The sequence below is a fragment of the Myxococcus xanthus genome (assembly GCF_013116825.1).
GTDB lineage: Bacteria > Myxococcota > Myxococcia > Myxococcales > Myxococcaceae > Myxococcus > Myxococcus xanthus_B.
In genome coordinates this window covers 56,449-74,655 of the sequence record NZ_JABFNS010000008.1, presented here as the reverse complement: position 1 = coordinate 74,655, position 18,207 = coordinate 56,449, and the positions used below count along the sequence as shown (strand labels likewise).

The 18,207-nt window shown below is 68.7% G+C and carries 14 protein-coding genes; 8 read left to right on the top strand and 6 right to left on the bottom strand.

From position 1 onward, the window contains the following. Positions 1-73: 73 nt before the first annotated feature. Positions 74-1,294, bottom strand: a complete 1,221-nt coding sequence (locus HNV26_RS04045) for an ABC transporter permease (RefSeq protein WP_171442776.1) — start codon at positions 1,292-1,294, stop codon at positions 74-76. 19 nt (positions 1,295-1,313) lie between these two features. Next, complete coding sequence (locus tag HNV26_RS04040; RefSeq protein WP_171442775.1) at positions 1,314-2,540, bottom strand: ABC transporter permease; 1,227 nt, start codon at positions 2,538-2,540, stop codon at positions 1,314-1,316. 416 nt (positions 2,541-2,956) lie between these two features. Between HNV26_RS04040 and HNV26_RS04035 the strand changes: the two genes are divergently transcribed. From HNV26_RS04035 to HNV26_RS04020, 4 genes are all read left to right on the top strand, one after another. Then, the gene (locus tag HNV26_RS04035) at positions 2,957-4,243 is read left to right on the top strand and encodes a type II toxin-antitoxin system HipA family toxin (protein ID WP_171442774.1); all 1,287 of its coding nucleotides are present in this window, start codon (positions 2,957-2,959) and stop codon (positions 4,241-4,243) included. Next, a complete protein-coding gene (locus HNV26_RS04030) occupies positions 4,240-4,632 on the top strand; it encodes a hypothetical protein (protein ID WP_171442773.1) in 393 nt (130 codons plus the stop codon). The genes HNV26_RS04035 and HNV26_RS04030 overlap by 4 nt, the downstream gene beginning before the upstream one ends. 276 nt (positions 4,633-4,908) lie before the next feature. Continuing rightward, positions 4,909-6,660, top strand: a complete 1,752-nt coding sequence (locus tag HNV26_RS04025) for an MDR family MFS transporter (RefSeq protein WP_171442772.1) — start codon at positions 4,909-4,911, stop codon at positions 6,658-6,660. Positions 6,661-6,669: 9 nt separating this feature from the next. Beyond that, the gene (locus tag HNV26_RS04020; RefSeq protein ID WP_171442771.1) at positions 6,670-7,596 is read left to right on the top strand and encodes a phosphotransferase family protein; all 927 of its coding nucleotides are present in this window, start codon (positions 6,670-6,672) and stop codon (positions 7,594-7,596) included. A gap of 8 nt (positions 7,597-7,604) precedes the next feature. Here the strand turns inward: HNV26_RS04020 and HNV26_RS04015 are convergent, their stop codons facing one another. The 4 genes from HNV26_RS04015 to HNV26_RS04000 form a co-directional block, all read right to left on the bottom strand. Beyond that, the gene (locus HNV26_RS04015) at positions 7,605-7,931 is read right to left on the bottom strand and encodes a hypothetical protein (protein ID WP_171442770.1); all 327 of its coding nucleotides are present in this window, start codon (positions 7,929-7,931) and stop codon (positions 7,605-7,607) included. A gap of 188 nt (positions 7,932-8,119) precedes the next feature. Further along, on the bottom strand, positions 8,120-8,890 hold the full coding sequence (locus tag HNV26_RS04010) for a hypothetical protein (protein WP_171442769.1): 771 nt from the start codon (positions 8,888-8,890) through the stop codon (positions 8,120-8,122). After that, positions 8,887-10,056, bottom strand: coding sequence for a hypothetical protein (locus tag HNV26_RS04005; RefSeq protein WP_253816199.1), 1,170 nt, complete (start codon positions 10,054-10,056; stop codon positions 8,887-8,889). The genes HNV26_RS04010 and HNV26_RS04005 overlap by 4 nt, the downstream gene beginning before the upstream one ends. 85 nt (positions 10,057-10,141) lie before the next feature. Then, complete coding sequence (locus HNV26_RS04000; protein ID WP_171442768.1) at positions 10,142-11,629, bottom strand: M20/M25/M40 family metallo-hydrolase; 1,488 nt, start codon at positions 11,627-11,629, stop codon at positions 10,142-10,144. Between the two features lie 451 nt (positions 11,630-12,080). On the opposite strand from HNV26_RS04000, the gene HNV26_RS03995 reads away from it, so the two are divergent. From HNV26_RS03995 to HNV26_RS03980, 4 genes are all read left to right on the top strand, one after another. Continuing rightward, positions 12,081-13,754: a DUF262 domain-containing protein gene (locus HNV26_RS03995; protein ID WP_171442767.1), complete on the top strand. Its 1,674-nt coding sequence runs from the start codon at positions 12,081-12,083 to the stop codon at positions 13,752-13,754. Position 13,755: 1 nt separating this feature from the next. Next, entirely contained in the window at positions 13,756-14,985 is a 1,230-nt protein-coding gene (locus HNV26_RS03990) for a type II toxin-antitoxin system HipA family toxin (protein WP_171442766.1), read from the top strand. Between the two features lie 13 nt (positions 14,986-14,998). Beyond that, on the top strand, positions 14,999-15,745 hold the full coding sequence (locus tag HNV26_RS03985; RefSeq protein ID WP_171442765.1) for a class I SAM-dependent methyltransferase: 747 nt from the start codon (positions 14,999-15,001) through the stop codon (positions 15,743-15,745). Between the two features lie 165 nt (positions 15,746-15,910). Further along, positions 15,911-18,190 carry a hybrid sensor histidine kinase/response regulator gene (locus tag HNV26_RS03980; protein WP_171442764.1) on the top strand — a complete coding sequence of 760 codons (2,280 nt, stop codon included), beginning with the start codon at positions 15,911-15,913 and terminating at the stop codon, positions 18,188-18,190. The last annotated feature ends 17 nt before the right edge of the window (positions 18,191-18,207 follow it).

Below are 18,207 nucleotides of genomic sequence, written 5' to 3'. Positions count from 1 at the left end.
CCTGGGGCCTCTTCCGCACCGCGCGGAGGAGGCCCCGTTTCATTCCCAGCCACCCCGCGGCACCGGCGAGGGGTCAGTCCGTCCGCATGGCCTCCACGGGGTCCAGCTTCGCGGCGCGCGCGGCCGGGTAGATGCCGAACAGCAGGCCCACGCCGCTGCTCATGGCCAGCGACAGCATCACCGCCCAGGCCGGCACCTGCGCGGGCAGCCCCACCATCCACTTCGCCAGCTGCGCCAGGCCCATGCCCAGGCCCACGCCCAGCGCGCCCCCCACCAGCGACAGCACCACCGCCTCGATGGCGAACTGCGCGAGGATGCGGCGCTTCTTCGCGCCCAGCGCCTTGCGGATGCCAATCTCCCGGGTGCGCTCCGTCACCGCCACCAGCATGATGTTCAGGATGCCGATGCCGCCCACCAGCAGCGACAGCATGCACACGCCGAAGCTGGCCGCGGAAATCACCTTCGAGATGTTGTTGAACATCTCCGTGGCGCTCTCGTTGGAGAACACGAAGAAGTCATCCTCCTCCAGCGGCTTCAGGTTGTGGCGCCGCCGCATCAGCAGCGTCACCTCGTCCTGCGCGCGCTGGAGCACCTCCGCCGACTGGGCCTGGACGCTCACCCGGTAGTTGCGCACCCCGAACAGCGCCTTGTAGACGGACAGCGGCATCATCACCTGGTTGTCCTGGCTGCCTCCGCCCATGAAGCTGCCGCGGCGCTTGAGCGTGCCAATCACCTGGAAGCTGCGCCCCAGGATGCGGATGTTCTGCCCCAGGGGCTGCACGCCCGGGAACAACGTGTCCGCCAGGTCCTGGCCAATCACCGCCACGCGGCGCCCATCCAGGTACTCCGCGTCCGTGAAGGGCCGCCCGAACTCCACCACCACCGAGTTCGTCTGGAAGTACTCCGGCGTGCCGGCCCAGATGACCACATTGGCGCGCGACTCGCGCTGCTGCGTGGACACCTTCTGTCCACCCTTGGAGTCCTCCGCTGCCGCCAGCAGCACCGACGGCTGCAGCCGGATGGCCTCCAAGTCGCCCTCGTTCAGCCGGGGCCGCCGCGCCAGCTCCGCCAGGGACAGGTTTCCGCCGAAGGGCAGCCGCTGCACCTGGAAGCAGTCGGAGCCCAGCTCGGACATGCTCTCGTTCACCTGGATGCGCAGGCCCTCGATGAGCCCCATCATCGACACCACCGTGGTGGCGCCAATGACGATGCCCAGCAGCGTCAGGAAGGAGCGCAGCAGGTTGGAACGGAACGTTCCGAACGCCAGCCGCAGGGTGTCCCAGATTGCCATCATCGCCGCCGTCTCCCGTCCGTCACTCGTGGCGAAGCGCTTCCACCGGGTCCAGGTTCGCCGCCCGCGCCGCCGGCCAGATGCCGAACAGCAGCCCCACCATCGCCGCGAACCCCACGCCCGCCACCACCGTCAGCGGCTCCACCGCCGCCGCCAGCGGCGTAATCAAGGACACGATGCGCGCCAGTCCCAGGCCCACCACCGTCCCCAGGGTGCCGCCCAGGGCGGACACGCAGGAGGCCTCCATCAGGAACTGGAGGATGATGGTGCGCTTGCGGGCCCCCAGCGCCCGCCGGACGCCAATCTCCCGCGTCCGCTCGCGCACCGACACCAGCATGATGTTCATGATGCCGATTCCGCCCACCAGCAGCGTGATGAGGCCCACGCCCATGGCCGCGCCATAGAGCGCCCCGGTGAGCTGCGCGTACATGCTGGCCAGCTGGTCCGGCCGGTTGATGGCGAAGTCGTCCGGCAGTCCCGGCGGCGTGTTGCGCTCCCGGCGGAGCACCGCGGTGAGCTTGTCCACCACCGCCGGCGCGTGCTCCGGCGACGTGAGGGCCACCGCGATGTTGGGTGAGCGCTTCTTGCCGAAGTGCGCCAGGAAGGTGCGGGAGGGCACCACCACCACCAGGTCCTGGTTCTCTCCCAGGATGGTGCCCTTGGCCTCCAGGGTCCCCACCACGCGGAAGGGCTTGCCCTCGAAGAGGATGCGCTGCCCCACCGGGTTCACTCCGGGGAAGAGCGAGCGCACGAGCTCCGCGCCGATGACGGCCACCTGCGCCCGGTTGTCCACGTCCGCGTGGGTGAGGAAGCGGCCCCGCTCCAGGGTGAACGAGCCCACCGTGGCGTAGTCCGGCGTGGTGCCCACCAGCAGCACCGAACCGATTTTGCGGTCCAGGAAGCGGCTCTCCACGCGCTCGAAGAAGAGCGGCGCCGCGGCCAGCACGTGCTCGGACGCGTTGAGGATGGGCGGCACCAGGTCCGCGCTCAGGTCCTTGCGGTTGCGGTACGACCACCAGTCGCCGTTGAGCGTCCAGGGGAACTTCGAGATTTGGAGCGTGTTGGCGCCAATGCTCGAAAGCTGGTCCTCGAAGGAGCGGTTGATGCCCTGGATGATGCCGACGATGGCCAGCAGCGTGCACACGCCCACGCCAATGCCCACCGTCGTCAGCACGGTCCGCAGGCGGTTGGAACGGAGCGAGAACAGCGCGATGCGCGCCCCCTCCCACACATCGACCCGGATGCTCACGTCAGATTCTCTCCGCTGCGTTGCACGTCGCGCTGGTTGGTACGGGCCCCGGAACGGGTGATTGCACGCGACATTCCCTCGGTGCAAATCCAGTGTGCTGGAAATCCGTCTGGGACCCCGCGCCTCCGCACTTCGCGTGGACCGTCGTCCAACGGCGCTCAGCACGCGACGACGCAGCAGGTCGAAGCTGGCTCTGTTGGTCCTCGCCCCCAGGCCCGCGGAGGAGCGAGCCCTCTCCAATCGGCGCACGCATGTTCGGCACCCAGCCCAGGCGGCTGTCCCGGAAAGGCCTCTGCCTCAGCACTTGAGTTCATCCGTTATAACGGATGGAGAGTGCGCCATTTGGGCTCATTAAATCCGGCATAGTGGATTAAATGCCGCAGCCTGAGCCTCTTGAATCCGTTATAAAGGATTATATGAAGGTCCATCTCCAGGTGCTGATCGAGGGGGCGTGGGAGCGGGCGGCGCTCCTTGAGTTCCCTACGGCCAAGGAGGGGCGACGCGGCGAATGCACCTTTGAGTACGAGCATGACTACCTCTTTCGGTGGATTGCCGACTCGCCGCCGCTGGCGGCAGTGAGTCTCAATCTTCCGGTCGAGTTCGCCCCCAAGGTCTGGCGCCGTTGGCCAGCGTTCCTCGATGACCTGCGCCCCATGGGAAGTGCCCGCGGCTGGTGGCTGCGGCGACTGAACCTCCCGGATGAAGCGGCGAGTGACATCGACCTCCTGCGGCACGGCACCATCGCACCAGTCGGCAATCTCCGAATCGAGGAGGCCGTTCCCGCGAAGAAGGAACCTCCTCATCGGTTCCCGCGCCAGGCCGTCATCGACCGCGAGCACGCCTTCATCACGTACGCAGCCAACGCCGGAGCGCAAGTCGGAGGTGCGACAGGCGCCGGTGGTGATTCTCCGAAGCTCCTGCTCCGCTGCGACGATACAAACCATGTGTGGATCGACGTCTGGCAGGATGACCCTGCCTGCCCGGATCGGCACTATCTGGTCAAGTTCGCGCGCAGTCGCAACGAACGCGACCGAACCATCCTCCGGTCGGAGTACGTTTATTACAAGGCGCTCGCGGAGCTCGGATTCGAAACGATTCCGCAAGAGGGGCTCGCGCTTCACGAAGGCCCTGCAGGCCCGAGCCTCTGGCTTCCCCGCTTCGATGTCGCGCGACGAGACGGCCGCGAGATTCGGTTCGGACTCGAATCCATCTACTCGCTGCTCCAGGCCGAGCCAGGCTCCTTCCAGAAGCATCAAGCGGCCTTGAGCGCACTACAACACGTCATCCCCAAGACAGACTGGCCGACGGTGCGCCTCGAATACCTGAAGCGGGACCTGCTGAATCAGGTGTTCGGCAACTCGGACAACCACTGCAGGAACATCGCCGTGCTCAAAACGGATAGCACCGTCCGCCTCGCGCCCATCTTCGACTTCGCGCCGATGAAGATGGACCTCGAAGGCATCACCCGCACCACGACATGGGAAGGGTACGAAGCCGGTGGAGAAGTCGACTGGGATGCGCTCCTCAAGAGCTTTGGTCGAGATGAGACATCGTTGCGCGACGGCCTCAACGACCTCGCCTTGCGCCTTCGTCGGCTCCCCGAGCTCCTCACCGACCTCGGGCTGCCGGGAGAAACGCTGGACTTCGCGGGACTCGACCTTCGCGGCACCGAGAAGCGCCTCCGCACGTGGGGATTCCTATGAAGCGCGCCGACGTCGCCCGGCTGACCTCGCTCGAACGAAAGGCGCTGCTGGAAGAACTCGCCGCGATGGTCGCCATCGGCGAGTTCAACCTCGGAGACGCCTCGCGAATCCTCCGCAGCACGATGCTGGGAATGGACCGGAAGACCTTCGCGCGCGCGGTGAAGCTCGCCGCCAGCGTCATCGCGAAGCTGGAGGACGGACCGAACGCGAACCCGACACTGGAGACGCTCAACAAAGTCTTCGCGCCGTTCGGCGGAAAGGTCGCGTTGACATTTCCCCGCATTGAGGAGCCACGCCCGCTCGATGATGCCGAGAAAGAACGTCGAGCGATGCTCCGCGCCGCGCTCGCGAAGAGCAAGCGGCAGCGGCGGCGCTCGACAGGGCCGTAAGCCTCTCAACACAGGTAGCCCCCTGGGCCTTTCCCTTGTCCGGCAGGCCTCATGCGTTCTCGGGTGTCTGCGATTTCGTCAGGAGGCCTCATGAGAGAGAGTGAGGCGCGGTGCGGCAAAGCCTCGCCGTTCGACCGGGGCGCCGGAACGGGCGCAATCTTGCCGCCGCACGGGAACATCTGGTGCCGCAAAGGGACTCTGCCGGTGGCCGTCTGGTAGGAGTATCCCCACCTTCCCCCTGGCACCCCATCCATGTCCCGGGAGCCACCGCGACACATGGCCCCGTCCGCCGCTCCCGCCACCGCCGATGCGCCGCCCGCCTTCCCGGCGTTCACGCGCTCCCAGAAGGTCTTCACCCTGCTGGGCGCGGTGCTGGGGCTCTTGCTCGCCGCGCTGGACCAGACGATTGTCGCCACCGCGGGGCCAGCCATCCAGGCGGACCTGCGAATCCCCGCCTCGCTCTACCCGTGGCTCACCACGTCGTACTTCGTCGCGTCGACGACGATGGTGCCCGTGTGGGGCAAGCTGTCGGACCTGCTGGGCCGGCGCGCGGTGTTGGCCGCGGGCATCCTCATCTTCCTCGCGGGCAGCTTCCTGTGCGGGATGGCGCGCTCCACGGTGGCGCTCATCCTCTTCCGCGCCGTGCAGGGGCTGGGCAGCGCGGCGCTGTTCACCGCCGCGCTGGCGGTGGTGGCCGACCTCTTCGAGCCCCGTGAGCGCGGCAAGTACCAGGGCCTCTTCGGCGCCATGTTCGGCCTGTCCAGCGTGGTGGGGCCGCTCGCCGGTGGGTTCATCACCGACCACCTGGGCTGGCACTGGGTGTTCTTCATCAACCTGCCCGTGGGCGCGGTGGCGCTGGCGCTGGTGCTGTCGCGCATGCCACGGCTGAAGCCCCAGCGTCATTCCCGGGGCGGGCTGGACCTGGTGGGGGCGTTCACGCTCGCGGTGGCGCTGGTGCCGCTGCTTCTGGCGCTCAGCCTGGGGCAGACAGACGGCGGCGACTGGGCCTGGACGTCGTGGCGCATCCTGGGACTGTTCGCGCTGTCGGCGGTGGGCCTGGTGGCCTTCCTCTGGGCGGAGCGGCGCGCGCCCGAGCCCCTGCTCGACCTGTCGCTGTTCCGCCTGCGGGCCTTCAGCGCGGGCAACACGGCGGTGTTCATCATCGGCGGGGCGTTCCTTTCGGGCGTCGTCTTCCTGCCGCTGTTCATGGTGAACGTGGTGGGGCTGTCGGCGACGCGCTCGGGGCTGACGGTCATGCCGCTGACGCTGGGCGTGGTGGCGGGGAACGTGCTGAGCGGGCAGCTCGTGTCCAGGGTGGGCCGCTACAAGGCACTGCTGCTGGGCTCGCTGGTGCTGCTGATAGCGGGCTTCGCCGTCATGGCCTTCACGCTGACGCCGGACTCCACCCAGGCGGAGGTGACGGCGAAGATGGTGCTGGTGGGCCTGGGCCTGGGGCCTTCGATTCCGCTCTACACGATGGCCATCCAGAACGCGGTGCCGGCAACGCAGATTGGCGAGGGCACCGCGGCGGCCACGTTCTTCCGGCAGTTGGGCATGACGTTGGGCGTGGCGCTGCTGGGGACGGTGTTCGCGTCCACGCTGTCTTCGGAGCTGGAGGCGCGCATGGCGCAGGCCACGTCGGCGCTCCCGGACTCCGTGAAGGCCGAGGTGACGCGCGCCGCGCCGGGCGTCAGTGGCGAAGGCGGCCCCACCGGGCAGGTGTTCCGCGCGGAGGAGGTGAAGGCGCGAGTGCGCGCGGAGTTCGACGCCGAGCGGCGCCGTGCGGAGACAGCGGCCGCTCCCGAGGCCCGGGCGAAGGTGGACGCGGACGAGCGGCAGGCCCTGGCGGCGGTGGACGCGGCGGACCGGGCGCTGAAGATGGCGTTCACTCGCGGCGTCTCCGCCGTGTACCACGTGGCCCTGTTCATCGCCGGCGCGGCGCTGCTGGTGACACTGTTCCTTCCGGAGCAGCACCTGCGCCGCAAGCGCCGGCGCATCGAGTCGCGAGCCAGCGCCCCGGAGCAGTAGAGTCGCGGCATGGCTCACGACGCGGAACAGCCACCCGCGCTCACGGACGCGGAGGCCGCCGAGCGCATCCACGCGCGCTTTCCCTCGCTCGCGACGGCGCGGGTCGTCCGCCTGGGGGAAGGCACGGACCATCAGGCCTTCGAGGTGGCGGGGCGCTACGTCTTCCGCTTCCCCAAGAGCGGCGAAGCCGCCGAGCACCTGAAGTGGGAGGCGCGCCTGCTGGCGTGGCTCGAGCCTCGGCTTCCCCTGCCGGTCCCCGACTACCGTTTCCTCGCGCCCCCTGCCGCCGACCTCGCTGTGGGCTTCGCCGGCTACGAGAAGCTCCCGGGGACGCCCGCGCTCCTCGTCGTGCCCGAGCAGCTGGACCTGTCGGACCTCGGCCGCAGGCTCGGCGCCTTCCTGGGGGCGCTCCATGCGCTCGCCCCCGCCGAAGCCGGTGCGCTCGGCGTGCCGGCGGACGACGACCCGGAGCTCGAAGCGTGGTCAGCCGCCGCCGTGGACGATTTGCGGCTCGCCGTCGAACACGGCCATGTGGAACGGCACCTGGCGGCGGCCTGGGAGCAGCGGCTCAGGGTGCGTCCCACGGAGGGACGCGGCGAGCCCCGGCTGGTCCACGGCGACTTCGCCGCGGAGCATGTCCTGGTCGATGCCCACGGTGCGCCCACGGGGGTCATCGACTGGAGCGATGCGTGCGTCGGAGACCCCGCGAGGGATTTCGCCGGACTGCTCCACTGGGGCGGAGCGGACATGCTGACCGCCGCGCTGGAGACGTACGGCGCGGTCAGCCCCGCCGTCCTCACGCGGGCGCGGTGGTTCGCCGCCTGCCGCGCGGTGGCCGACATCGCCTTCGGCCAGACGCAGGGACGGCCGGAGTACATCGCCGCCGGGCAACGGGCGCTCACCGGACTTGGGAAGCCCCTGCCCTTCGACGCGTAACGCACGGCTCAGGAGCCGCTGCAACGAACCTGGAGCGGGTGGCTCTCCAACACCACGCACTCCCCGCTGCTGCACTTGAACAAGTCACAGATTTCCGGGGACTGGACGCAGCGGACTTCGGGGCCCGAGCCCAGGTTGAACGAGGCGCAGGAGAGGCCCTCGGGGCATTGCTTCTGCTCCCCGGTACACGGCGGGCCGAGCACCTGCCCCTCCTTCAACGACAGCCTGGACTCAGTCCCCGTGGGCACCTCGCCCTCGGCGCCACGACAGCCCGCCAGGATGAACGCGGCGATGACCCACTTCAGCCCCGGAACACGCGTGCCTTGCTTCATCATGAATGTCCTCCCACGAACCAGTGACTGTCCGGACCGAGCAAGACATACGCCAACGCAGACGAGGCCCGTCAACTGAGCAGCCACCCACGTAACGCCGGCGCCGCCATGCTCCAAGGGGTGCCTCGGAAATCCAAGGGCCCCCAAGCCGCCCTCAGTTTCCCGAGGTCTTCGACTGACCAGAAGTGAGCTTAGAGATCGGCGAACAAGTCGACGGCCGCCTGAGCAAGCAAAGCCCGGTCGACCTCTTCGAGTCCTTCTGCATAGGCAATGATATCCAGCACACCTGCGGCATCCGTGCTCCAGAACAAGCGCTGCAGTTTGGCGCGGAGCGCCTGCCCTTCCTCGCCGGCCTGCTTCAGTGATGCGCGCACGTCATCCAGCCCCACGAGCTTGACGTAGGCAAAGATGTCGAAGCTGTCCTTGGTCTCCGTTGGCCGCTGCTCCAACTTTGCGCGAACCTTCATCGAGAGGAATCCAACTGCGTCCGGCAGCCGGATTCGCAGCGAGGTCTCTCCCATGGGGAGAGACACGGGCTGACTTCCACGCAGCGCCAGCCGCGCATCAGGCAGCGGCGTCATGCTCGTGGGGAGTTGTTCCAAATCGACTCCAGCAGGTGCGAACAGGTCGAGGTGCATCACCCCTCCCGGAAGGGTTTTCGACCAACGAAAACTGCGCGTTCGCTCGTACCCCCGGAGCTTGAGGACCTCAGGTAGACGCTCCGCCCCGAATTCGGTGCCATCCATGTCGAAGAGCAGATCAGGCTCGTGGGAATAGCCACGCTCAATCACGGCTCCTGTGTCGGTCGTGACGGCGATGACCCCCGACCCACCCTTGCGGAGCGACTCCAACGCGAGCACCTGCCCACCGATGAGCACGACGTTCCAGGAGAGATCTCCCAGTTGCAACAGGAGTTCACCCAATTCTCGCAGAATCTCTTCGAACTGCTCCTGCTCGGTCATGGCGCTTCCTCTGAAATGGGCAGCGCCCGTGCGAATCGCTGCACCAACTCATCCGCCTGTTCCTTGCCGCGCCCCCCACTTTGATGGAAGTCCACGGTCAACTGAGGCAACGCCACACCCAGGCCATGAGGAAGCGTTCGTGGCGAAAAGAAGACCCCTCCGGCATCCGTCTCAGCCGAGGGCTCCGCCCGCAGCACCCAGAAGTTATGGGGCATCAGACGGCGCAGCCCGAAGGCTTCGACAGCCGCGTCGATAGAGCCCGTGAGATAGAGCCCGTGAGGCAGTCCCGACACGAAGCGCTCTTCAGGCAGCAAGGCGCTCGCCAGCGTGTAGATGCCCCGAATGCCTTGGGCCTTCAATCGCTCAAGGCCCTTCCCCAACAACTCCGGCGTGGTGGAAGGTGCGTTGAAACCATCCAGTGTCACGGAGGTCTTCTCGCCACTTGCCATCCACGCCCTCAGCAGGCGCACGGGAGCCCTCAGCCGAAACCCACTCCGCTTGCCGACCGGCTCGACATACCCATCGAGCACGAGGTGACGGACGACGCCGTATGCATAGGAGTAACTGGTCTGCGTCCGCTCCGACAACGCGCGGACCGTCTGCGCTTCTCCCGGCGACTGCAACAGGGTCCGGACGATGCGGCACCCCTTCCCGTGGAACACCGGCTCACGGGGACGCCGCTGCGACGGTTCGCGCCCCTGTACACGAATGAAGGTGCTGCCTGAGCGCAGGAAGAACGTTCCTCGCTGATCGACCAATGCGACGTCTTCTTGCTCACAGGCCGCGATGACTCCAGATGACGCGGAATCCGTCGCAATCATCGGGATGCGGACAACGGGCAGGCGCTCGGCGGTCCCATCCCGCTGGTCCAGCGCCACGCTCGCCGCGCGCAGGCGTTCCCGAAGTGAGCGAACGTCCGCCGGGAGCAACGGCGCGCGGTAGGCCATCAGGACCGGCACTCGTACCTGGGGGAGAACCACCTCGGCGAGCTCATAGACCGCCTGCCCACCAGGCCCTCTGCGCGGCAACAGGAAGACGTCTTGGCGCAGGAGCTCCACCCCCCGAGGCAACCGGAGGTCCTGCTTCCAGAATGCTTCTCGAAACTCCGCGGTCGAGTCCATTAATTCTGTCGATAATACGTAGATATGCGCAAAATACGTGCGCATATTGGCCGAAAACGACCAGTATCGACAAAATTACGAATCATGAGGTCCAAGGACGTCCCGGCTGGCCGCCCACCAAGCGGCCCCCTTAGTTCCCTGAGGACTTCGACTGCTGCGCGGGCGCGGTGACCGGCGCGGGCCCACGCGGCGCTGGCGCCTCGGGGCGCGTGAGCGTGCCGGGCATCTCCGCCAGCGCGTACGTCATCCACGCCACGGCGGCGGTGCTGCGCGCCAGGTCCTGCGGGTCGACCTTGTCCAGCGTGTCCGCCTCCGTGTGGTGCACGTCGAAGTAGCGGCTGCTGTCCACCTCCACGCCGAAGAAGGGCACGCGCGCGGGCATCAGCGGGCTGATGTCCGCCCCCCCCGCCTCGCGCGCGGAGAACTGCGTCACGCCCAGCGCCGTCAGCGGCGGCAGCCACGGGCGCAGCAGGTCCTGCCCGCCCTCGCCCGCGCGCACGCTGACGCTCAGGGGCCGCCCGCCGCCCGCGTCCATCTCCAGCGCGCCCACGTGCCGGGGCAACTCCGCCGCGTGCGCCTCCGCGTAGGCCCGCCCACCGCGCAGGCCATTCTCCTCGTTCATGAAGAGCACCACCCGCACCGTGCGCCGGGGCGCCTGCGGCAGCTTCGCGATGAGGCGCGCGGCCTCCATCACCATCACCACGCCCGCGCCGTCGTCATGCGCGCCCGTGCCCACGTCCCACGAATCCAGGTGCGCGCCAATCAGCACGATTTCCTGCGGCTTCTCCCGGCCCCGAATCTCCGCCACGACGTTGGCGGAATCCGCGTCCGGCAGCTCGGAGCTGCCCAGCATCAGCTTCACGCGCACCGGGCCGCCCGCCAGCAGCCGGTGGAGCAGGTCCGCGTCCTCCGTAGCCACCGACGCCGCCGGAATCCGCGGCCCCTCACTGGGGAAGTTCGTCGCGCCCGTGTGCGGCGTGCGCAGCGACGCCGTGGCCAGCGAGCGCACCAGCGCGCCCACCGCCCCGTGCTTCGCGGCGGCGGCGGGGCCTCGTGAGCGCAGCCCCGCGAAGCGCCCGTAGTCCGCGGCCACCGTCATGGTGTGGTTGAAGAAGACGAACTTCCCCTTCACCGCCGCGCCCAGCGACTCCAACTGCTCCAGCGACGTCACCTCCACCACCTCGGCGCTGAGTCCCTCGGGCGCGGTGGGCGGGCTGCCGCCGAGGGCCAGCAGCGCCAAGCGGTGCCCCCGCGTGCGCTCGGAGGCCAGCACCTCGCCGGACGCCTCGCCTCGCACCCAGTGCGGCACCTTCACCGGCTCCAACCACGCCTTCACCCCGTCAGCCTTGAAGGAGCGCAGCGCCCACTGCACGGCGGCCTCGGCGCCCGGCGACCCCGACAGGCGCGGGCCAATGCCGTCCGTCAGCTCGGCGAGCCGCGCATAGGCATGGCCATCCGTGAGCGCGGGCCCAATGAGCTTCTCCGCGGTCGCCTGCGCGTACACGGGCGCGGCGCGCTTCGCGGGGACGGCCTTGGGCGCTGACTTCGCGGCGGGTGCGGCTCCCGACAGCAACTGGAGCGCGAGGGAAGCGGGCAGGATGAAGGTGGCGACGGGCAAGGGGCCTCCTGGGGGAGGTGCTCACTCTCCGTCGGGCCCCTGGGCCTCGCAAGCGACAGTGAGCGTCACCACCACCCGGAAGCCGACAACGCCCGTGCGTCCTGCAGGCATGGAACCGAGGGGCGGAGCGATAGTCCCAGGGGCCACCGCGCGCCGAGAGGGGGAACGCGGCGCGCGGGGCTCAACTGGGACTTCCACGACGGTGTCGCTTTTGGGGGAGGCAATCACCGCCGCCGCGTCTCACTCCGAAGAGGAAACGTGGACGGCATGTTGAAGGGCGAGCGAGCGCCCGTCAAGCACGCGCCCCCTCCAAGCCCATAATCGAACATTCACACCCGGTGAACACAGACGATTCCACTGTCACTGTCCAAATCAGGCAATTCCCCAGGGCCGCCACCGGAAGGCGGGCATCCCGTGCGGGGCGTGTTACAGGCCGGACAGAGGTAAGCGCATGCAATCCACCCTGACGCGGCGGCCCCAGGCGACGGCATTCAGCATCGAGGACCTGCTGGACCGCGTCCGGCGCGGTGAGGTGCGACTGCCCCACTTCCAGCGGCCCCTGCGCTGGGAGGCCGGCGATGTGAGGGATTTGCTCGACAGCGTGTACCGCGGCTATCCCATCGGCACGCTGCTCTTCTGGAAGCGCGAGGCACCCGCCGCCAGCGTGAGCTTCGGCCCGGTGCGCATCGACGCGCCCTCCCACAGCCAGGCGCTGTGGGTGGTGGATGGGCAGCAGCGCATCACCGCGCTGGCCGCGGTGCTCCTCCACCCGGAGCAGGAGCCCGCCGCGCGGGACGGCTTCACGCTCTTCTTCGACCTGGACACGCAGGAAATCGTCCAGCCCGCGCACGGCGAGCCGACGCCCCCGCACTGGCTGCCACTCAACCGGGTGCTCGACAGCGAGCAGCTGCTGGGCTGGCTGGACCGCTACCCGGGGCGCGAGAAGAACCCGGAGCACGTGCGCGCGGCCATCCGTCTGGGCAAGGCGGCGCGCGAGTACCAGATGCCCGCGTACGTCGTCGAAGCCGCGGAGGAGAAGACGCTGCGCATCATCTTCAAGCGGCTGAACACCTCCGGAAAGCCGCTCACCGACGACGAGGTCTTCAACGCGCTCTACGGCGGCACCGCGGGCTCGCGGCTGCCCAACCTGAAGGCGCTGGCCACCAGCCTGCTGGAGCTGGGCTTCGGCCGCATCGATGAACCCCTGCTGCTCAAGGCCGTGCTCGCGGTGCGCGGCCTGGACTTCACCCAGGACTTCCAGAGGCAGCTCCGCGAGGAGGACGACCTCACGCAGACGCTGCTCCAGACGGAAGCGGCCCTGCGCAGCGTCATCGTCTTCCTCAAGCGCGACGCGGGAATCCCCCACGGGCGCCTGCTGACGAACCCGCTCTACTTCGTGCTGCTCGCGCGCTTCTTCCACCTGCACCCGGAGCCCTCGCCGCGCACCCGGGATTTGCTCGCGCGCGGGTTCTGGCGCGGCAGCCTGGTGGACAGCTTCCTCGACAGCCGGGCCCTGTCGCCGCAGGAGCTGCTGGCCGCCATCGGCCCCGACGAGGAGCAGTCCGTCCAGTCCCTGCTGGCGCAGGTGCGGCCCCTCTCCGACGAATGGCTGGCCCAGCACGCGCAGCCCGCGACGTTCGGCCTCGCGCTGCGCTCGCGGGGCATGGCCCTCAATGCCCTGTACGCGCTCCAGCCGCGGCACCTGCGCACCGGCGCCCTGCTGGAGCCATCCCAGCTCTTCAGCGACACCGACCCCGCCAGCCTCAGCCCCGTGCTCAAGTCCCTCACCGTGCAGGAGCCCGACGCCGAGCTGAAGCTGGACCCCGCGCTGTACCGCTCCTTCCTCTACACCCCCGCCAACTACCTGCTGCACCCGCCCCTGCCCGGTCAGCCCCTGCTGGACGTGCTGCGGGGCGAGCCCGCGCCGCCGCCCGAGGTCCTCCAGAGCCAGGCCATCACCCCCGCCATGCGCGACACGCTGCGCGAGGGCGGCACGCTCGAATTCCTCATGCAGCGCATGGAGCTCATCGATAGACACATCATCGAGTTCCTGCGGGCCCGCACCCGCTACGAGGAGTCGGACCGTCCGTCCCTCCAATCGCTGGTCGTCGAGGAGGAGGACTGACTTGGAGCCCACCCGCACCACGGCCGGAATCCTCGACGTCCACCTGGGTGACGTCCACGTCGGCACGCTGACGCTGCTGGAGGACGAACGCATCGAGTTCGTCATCGCGGAGGAGTACCGCCAGCGCTACCCACGCCCGGTGCTGGGACAGATTTTCGAGGACGACCTCTCACGCCGGCACGTCAGCCGCCTGCGCCTGCCTTCGTACTTCTCCAACCTGCTCCCGGAAGGCTCGCTGCGCGAGCTCATCGCCGAACGCGAACAGGTGGCCCGCCAGCGCGAGTTCTTCCTCATCGCGCGGCTGGGTGAGGACCTGCCCGGCGCCATCGTCGTGCGGCCCGCCAGCGTGCTGTCGCTCAGCGGAATGGAGCCCCTGGAGGAGCCCCAGCCGTCCCACGCGCCGCAGGAGCAGGAGCCGCTGCGCTTCTCGCTCGCGGGCGTGCAGCTCAAGTTCTCCATGCTGCGCCGGGACAAGGCGATGACGCTCCCGGCGGGCGGACGCGGCGGCAACTGGATTGTGAAGCTGCCGGACAACCGCTACGACCGCGTCCCGGAGAACGAGTTCTCCATGATGACGTGGGCCCGCGCCGCCGGCATCACCGTCCCCGAGGTGGCGCTGCTGGACGTGGCCGACATCCAGGGCCTGCCCGAAGGCATCACCCTGCGCGAGGACGTGGCCTACGCCGTGCGCCGCTTCGACCGCCCCGAGCCCGGCCGCCGGGTCCACATGGAGGACCTGACGCAGGTGCTGGGGCTGTACGCGGATGAGAAGTACAAGAAGTACAACTACGAGACGGTCGCCAACGTCATCTACAAGGTCGCCGGCCTGGACGCGCTGCACGAGTTCCTGCGGCGGCTGGTGTTCATCACCGTCATTGGCAACGGGGACGCGCACCACAAGAACTGGTCCCTGCTCTACCCGGACGGCACCCGCGCCACGCTGTCGCCCGCGTACGACCTGGTGTCCACGCTGCAGTACATGCCGGCGGACACGCTCGCGCTCAACTTCGCGAAGTCGAAGCGCTTCGAGGACATCTCCCTGGGCAGCTTCGAACGGCTGGCGCGCAAGCTGGCGCTGCCCCCAGGCGACGTGCTGCCGGTGGTGACGTCCGCGGTGGAAGCGTCGCTCGACACCTGGTCCTCGCTTCACGCGCAGCTGCCCCTGCCGGATGAGAGCCGCCGCCGCATCGAAGCCCACTGGAAGCGCGTGCCCCTGCTCCAGGGGCAATGAACCGGAGCCCGCCATGAGCGAAGACGCCTTCTTCACCGTCTATGACAACCTGCCCCGTCACGGCCCTGGCAGCGACGACTGCACCCGGGAGGCTTTGCGACGGCTGCCTCCGCTGCCACCGCACCCGCGCGTGGTGGACCTCGGCTGTGGCGCGGGCGCACAGACGCTGGTGCTCGCCGAGGCGCTGCGCACCCGGGTCATCGCGGTGGACCTGCACGGGCCCTTCCTCGACCAACTCCAGGCGCGGGCGCGCGAGCGGGGCCTGGACGCGCTCGTCGAAACACAGCGGCAGGACATGGGCGCCCTGTCGCTGCCCGAGGCTTCCTTTGACCTCCTCTGGTCCGAGGGCGCCATCTACCACCTGGGCTTCGGCCCGGGGCTGCGGCGCTGGCGCCCGCTGCTCGCGCCCGGAGGCGTGGCCGCCGTCACCGAATGCTCCTGGCTGACCGATGAGCGCCCCGACGAAATCGCGCGCTTCTGGGGTGAGGCCTACCCCACCATGGGTACTGTCTTGGAGAACCGCGCCGCCGCAGAGGCCGCGGGCTACGAGGTGCTCGACACCTTCACCCTTCCCGCCTCCGCGTGGTGGGACACCTACTACACGCCCCTGCTCCAGCGCGTCGCACACCTGCGCGCCCGCGGTGACGCGTCATTGGAAGACGCGCTCTCGGCCGCCGAGCAGGAGACCCGCCTCTATCGCCAGTACGAACACACCTACGGCTACGTGTTCTATCTGTTGCGCAGCCAGTCAGCGCCCTGACTCCGCGTACGAGCCGCCTCATCCATAAAATCAGGACATGCAATTTTTCCACAAATAGTGTCTATGTCCTGGAAAGCGCAAAGGCGTCTACGAACACCTCGCATGCCATGACCCGGCCTTCCCCCCGAGCCGGCATAGGCTGCGCCCTGGCAACCCAAGGGAAGCATGTCGACCGAGCAGTGGGCCCACCGCTTCTTCGAGCTGTCCACGGAGCCCTACGTCATCCTGGGCCGTGATGGCGTGTTGCTCGAAGCCAATCCTGCCTTTGGCCACCTGGTGGGCCTGTCTTTGACGTCACTGCGTGGCATGGCCTTGCAGGATTTCATCCCCATCGAAGACGCCGCCGTCCTGTTCGCGCATCTGGGCTCCACGAGCCCTACCTCGCGCACCTGCCGCTGGCGCCGGCCGGATGGGTCCTGGCTGCCTCTGTCCTGGCGCATCACCGCCGCCGCCGTGGAGTCGGAGCCGCTCTACTGCGCGGTGCGGCGGGCCGAGGAACCCTCCGCCGCCCCCTGGCCAGAGAGTGACTACCTGCCCTTCGGCCTCTACCTGGTCGACATCCGCACGCGCCGGGTCCACTACGTCAACCACCGCTTCTGCCAGCTATGGGGCATCACCGCATTGGAAGGCGCCATCCAGCGGGGTGAGCTCTCCCATGACGAGGTGATCCACCACTGCCTCAAGGCCGGCGACGCGGCGGAGTTCCTGCGCCTGTGCGCGGCCCCGGACCAGGGCTGCGTGCCGGGCCTGTTGGAGGATGAAGCCACCCTGTCGGATGGACGCACCCTGCGCAGGCTGTCCACGTCCTCCTCGGTGGCGGGGGACGCCATGCGCTACCGGCTGTTCGCGTTCGAGGATGTCACCGAGCGCAAGCGCACGCAGGAGGCGCTGCGCCGCTCGGAGGAGAGCTTCCGCAGGCTCATCGACCGGGCGCCCGAAGGCATCTTCGTGCACACCCAGCGGCGCTTCATCTACGCCAACCCCACGCTGCTGCGGGCCCTGGGCTACGACGACCCGGCCGAGCTGATGGCCAAGCCCATCTGGAGCATCGTCCATCCGGATGACCTGGAGCTCGTGAAGGACCGCGTGCACACCGCGGCCGTGAAGGGCGCGCTGGCCCCGCTGCGGGAGGTCCGCTACCTGCGGCGCGACGGCACCTGGTACGACGCGGAGAGCGTGGGCATCCCCATCGAGTTCGACGGGCACGAGGCCGTCGTGGTGATGGCGCGCGACATCACCGAGCGAAAGCAGGCCCAGTCGCAGCTCCTGCAGAACGACCGCATGGTGCTGGCTGGCACGCTGGCGGCGGGCGTGGGGCACGAAATCAACAACCCGCTGACCTACGTCATGGCCAATCTGGCCTCGGCCATCGAGTCCATGAACCGCCTGGGCGCGGAGCTGACGCGGGCCGGGGAGCATGGTCCCGGCAGCGTGGCGTGGCCCGCGACGCTGCATGACACGGAGGCCCTGCTGAAGGAGGCGCAGGAAGGCGCCATGCGCGTGCGCAACATCGTGCGGGACTTGAAGTTCATCTCCCGTCAGGACGAGGAGCGGCGCGAAGCGGTGGACGTGCGGCAGCCGTTGGACTTCTCCATCAACATGGCCGCCAGCCAGCTGCGTCACCGGGCGCGGCTCATCAAGAAGTACGAGTCCGTCCCCCGCGTGTACGCGGACGGCTCGCGCCTGGGCCAGGTGTTCCTCAACCTGCTGGTGAACGCGGCGCAGGCCATCCCCGAAGGCAACGCCGAGGAGCACCACATCACCGTGTGGGTCCGCGCCGGTCCACCGGGCATCGTGCTGGTGGACGTGAGCGACTCCGGCTGCGGCATGACGCCCGCGGTGCTCTCCCGCGTCTTCGACCCCTTCTTCACCACCAAGCCCGTGGGCAAGGGCACGGGGCTGGGGCTGTCCATCTGCCACAGCCTCATCCGCAAGCAGGGCGGTGACATCACCGTCCGCAGCGAACTGGGCCAGGGCACCACCTTCACCGTCACCCTGCCCACGGCGCCGGACGCCGTCCCCACCCAGGCCGCGCCGGTGGCATCCGCGCCCCACGCCGAGCGGCGGGGACAGGTGCTGGTGATTGACGACGAGCCCGCGGTGGGCCGCTCCCTGGCGCGCATCATCGGCATGCGGCACCGGGTGACGGTGGTGAACAACGGCGAGGACGCGCTGGCGGTGCTGACGTCGGGCGCGCCCTTCGACGCCGTCTTCTGCGACCTGATGATGCCCGGCATCTCCGGCATGGACGTCTACGAGCGCGTCCGCGAGCGCGGGGATGGCATCGCCGAGCGCTTCATCTTCATCACCGGCGGCTCGTACACCACGCGGGCCCGTCAGTTCCTGGAGCGCGTGCCCAATCTACAGATTGAGAAGCCCTTCGACGTGGAGTCGATTCATCAGGGCCTGGGGCAACTCCTGGGTGCCTCTCGTGGTAGCGAATGACGCCGGGCGTCCTCCCG